This window comes from Arthrobacter sp. TB 26, assembly GCF_000427315.1.
Taxonomy (GTDB): Bacteria; Actinomycetota; Actinomycetes; order Actinomycetales; family Micrococcaceae; genus Arthrobacter.
Genome location: NZ_AUPJ01000463.1, coordinates 1 through 3,849, shown reverse-complemented (window position 1 = coordinate 3,849; position 3,849 = coordinate 1). Strand labels below are relative to the sequence as shown.

General features: G+C 67.2%; 2 protein-coding genes and 1 pseudogene. All 3 read right to left on the bottom strand.

Annotated features, from left to right (window positions below; all coding sequences use genetic code 11):
* Positions 1–582, bottom strand: a 582-nt coding sequence (locus K789_RS0117815) for an NUDIX domain-containing protein (protein ID WP_024367953.1), incomplete at its 3' end; no start/stop codon positions are given.
* A 27-nt stretch (positions 583–609) separates the two neighbouring features.
* Positions 610–2,374: pseudogene (locus K789_RS23435) on the bottom strand (CTP synthase).
* Between the two features lie 88 nt (positions 2,375–2,462).
* A partial coding sequence (gene recN / locus K789_RS0117805; protein ID WP_024367952.1) for a DNA repair protein RecN occupies positions 2,463–3,849 on the bottom strand: 1,387 nt, incomplete at its 5' end.

Genomic DNA, 3,849 nt, shown 5'->3' with positions numbered 1-3,849 from the left:
CGCCAGGACTCCGACGACGGCCGACGGGTTGTGCAGGCGCCCCTCCAGCACGGCCAGAACGGCCGCCTCCAGGGGGATCCAGTGCAGCTCGATTTCGGCTTCCTCGTCGGTGCGGACGTGGAGTTCGTGGCCGGGCACGTCGCTGAGGTCCCGGGCGAGGTAGATCCGGATGGCCTCGCTGGAGGAGCCGGGTGAATTGAAGAAGTCGGCCAGCACGTTCCACTTACCGGCGACGAGGTCGGCTTCCTCGGCGAGCTCCCTGGCCGCGCCGGCCACGAAGTCCTCGCCTTCAACATCGAGGAGCCCGGCCGGGATCTCCCACAGGTCCATGCCAACGGGGTGCCGGTACTGCTTGATCAGCAGCACCTCGCCGGCGTCGTTCATCGGGAGGACGGCCACCGCACCGGGGTGGTCGATGTAGTCGCGGACGAGCGGATCGCCGTCGTCGTTGAGCTGGAAACTGTCACTGACAACGTCCCAGATCCGGCCTTCGTAGACCGTCCTGGACGACAAAAGACGGCGCGGGCTCGGTTCGTCCGAAACCTGCCGTGCAGCATGGGGGGTTTCAGGGATACCGGGCATCGCGCCGTCCTTTGATTCAGTGGGGAGTTACTTCGACACTGCCGGGGAAGGCTTGGCGGCGGCCGGAACCTTGGTGGCGGTTTTCCCGCCGCCCTTCTGGTGCTCCAGGGCTGCCTTCACCAGCCCCGTGAACAGCGCGTGCGGCCGGGTCGGGCGTGAGCTCAGTTCCGGGTGCGCCTGCGTGGCCACGTAGTACGGGTGGACCTCGCGGGGAAGTTCCACGTACTCCACCAGCTTGCCGTCGGGCGACGTTCCGGAGAACACCAGTCCCTGGGCGGCGATCTGCTCGCGGTACTTGTTGTTGACCTCGTAGCGGTGGCGGTGCCGTTCGCTGACCTTGGTGGTGCCGTAGGTCTCGGCGACCACGGAACCCTCGTCAAGCTTGGCTTCATACAGGCCCAGGCGCATGGTGCCGCCGAGGTCGCCCTTGCCGTCGACGATGTCCAGCTGCTCTTCCATCGTGGCAATCACGGGGTACTTCGAGTCCGGCTCAAACTCGGACGAGGAAGCGCCCTCGAGGCCGACCACGTTGCGGGCGTACTCGATCACCATGCACTGCAGTCCAAGGCACAGGCCCAGGACGGGGAGCTTGGATTCGCGGGCGTACTTGAGCGCGCCGAGCTTGCCTTCGAGTCCGCGGATGCCGAAGCCGCCGGGGACACAGATCGCGTCGACCCCGTCCAGGGACTTGACCGCACCCTCGTGGGTTTCGCATTCGTCCGAGGGGACCCAGCGGATCTTGACCTTGGTGTCGTTGGCGAAGCCGCCGGCACGCAACGCCTCGGTCACGGACAGGTAGGCGTCCGGCAGGTCGATGTACTTGCCGACCAGGGCAATCTCAACCTCGTGTTTGGGGTTGTGGACCGCGTCCAGGAGCTTGTCCCAGCTAGTCCAGTCAACGTCCTTGAAGGGCAGGTCAAGGGCGCGGACGATGTAGGAGTCCAGGCCCTGGGAGTGCAGGGTCTTCGGAATGTCGTAGATGCTCGGGGCGTCCGGGCAGCCGATGACGGCGTCGATGTCGACGTCGCACATGCGGCCGATCTTGTCGCGCATGGGCTGCGGCACTTCGCGGTCCGACCGGATCACGATCGCCTCAGGCTGGATGCCAATGGAGCGCAGCGCGGCCACGGAGTGCTGCGTCGGCTTGGTCTTCAGTTCCTGCGACGGGCCGATGTACGGCACGAGGGAGACGTGCAGGAAGAAGACATTTCCGCGGCCGATGTCCTGGCGGACCTGGCGGGCGGATTCGAGGAACGGCTGGGACTCGATGTCGCCCACGGTGCCGCCGATTTCGGTGATGATCACGTCGGGGGCGTTCTTGCCCTCGGCGGGNGGGAAGCCGCATGCGCCGCTTGATTTCATCGGTGATGTGCGGGATGACCTGGACGGTGTCGCCGAGGTATTCGCCGCGGCGTTCCTTGGCGATCACTGTGGAGTAGACCTGGCCGGTCGTGACATTGGCCGAGCCCTCGAGGTTCTCATCGAGGAAGCGCTCGTAGTGGCCGATGTCGAGGTCCGTTTCGGCGCCGTCGTCAGTCACGAAGACTTCGCCGTGCTGGAAGGGGTTCATCGTGCCCGGATCCACGTTCAGATAGGGATCGAGCTTTTGCATTGTTACAGACAAGCCGCGTGCCCGCAGGAGGTGACCGAGGCTCGAAGCCGTCAGTCCCTTACCGAGCGAGGACGCCACACCACCGGTGACGAAGATGTGTTTGGTCGTCTTGGACGAGCCCGGAAACCGGGAATTTACACGGGAATTTGATCGCTGCACCACGGAGTTCGAGCCTATCATCAATTCAGCCTTCCAAGGGTCTGTTCGCGGCAACCCGCTGTGATTGTCATCCCAGTACGGGCCGGCCGCTGGCAGTCGGAGAACCTGCTCAGGCCTGCTGCGGCAGGAGCCTGGCGTCGTCCAGCAATTCCTGGGCGTGGGCCTGGGCGGATTCGGAATCCTCCTGGCCGGCGAGCATGCGGGCCAGCTCCCGGACGCGCTCCGCTTCGTCGAGGAGTCGGACGTCACTGGAGGTGAAGCCGGTCGCGGTCGCCCCGTCGGCGCCGCGCACGGAGGTCTTGGTGACCCGGATGTGCTGGTCGGCGAAGGCTGCCACCTGCGGCAGGTGGGTCACCACGAGCACCTGGACGTGCCGGGCGAGCATCGCCAGCCGGCGGCCGATCTCGACGGCNGCGCGGCCGCCCACGCCGGCGTCGACCTCGTCGAAGACGAACGTGGGGACCGGGTCGACGGCGGCCAGCACCACTTCGATGGCGAGCATTACGCGGGACAGTTCACCGCCCGAGGCGCCCTTGCCCAGCGGGCGGGCGGGGGCGCCGGAATGCGGCTGGAGCAAGAAGGAGATCTCGTCCGCGCCGAACGGTCCCGGCTGCCCGCCTGATTCGACGTTGATCACCAGGGTGGCGTCCGCCATCGCCAGGGCCTTAAGTTCCGCGCTGACGCGCGCGGAGAGGTCTTTGGCGGCCTTCTTCCGCAGCTTGCTGATGCCGGCGGCCTGCTTGACCAGTTCGGCCCCGGCGCGGGCCACCTCGGCGTCGAGGGCCTCGATCCGGGTGGAGTCGTCCTGCAGTTCCAGGAAACGCGTCCGGGACTCCTCGGCCCACACCAGCACTTCGTCGATGCTTGGAGCGTACTTGCGCACCAGCTTGGCGAGGGCTGCCCGCCGGTCCTCGATCTCGGCGAGCCGCTCCGGGCCCTCGGTGTCGAGGGCGGCCTGGTAACTTGCGAGTTCGGTGGCGATGTCGTTGAGCAGGAAGCCGACCTCGGCCAGGCGGGCCGCCGCCGACCCGAGTTCCTCGTCATGTTCGGCGACGTGCTCCAGCGTGCGCTTGGCGGCATCGACCAGCGCCGTGGCGTCGTTGCCATCGCCGAAGTCCTCGGCGATGAGCGCCTGATGCGCGGTGGTGGCCGCGATCCGCAGTTCCTCGACGTTGGCGAGCTTGACGGCCTCCGCCTTGAGCGATTCGTCCTCGCCCGGCTGCGGGTCGACGGCGTCGATCTCGGCCAGGGCAGCCTCCAAGGATTCGGCCTCGCGGAGGCGTTCCCGGGCGGCGCTGCGGAGCTCATCGAGTTCGGCCTGGCTGGACTTCCAGTGGGCGTGGAGCTCCTGGTAGGTCCCGAGCGTCCCGGCGAGGCCCTCCCCCGCAAACTTGTCGAGGGCGCCGCGCTGCGCGACCGGGCTCTTGAGCCGGATCTGTTCGGACTGGCCGTGCACCACCACGAGGGTCTCGCCGATCTCGCCGAGCACACCCACG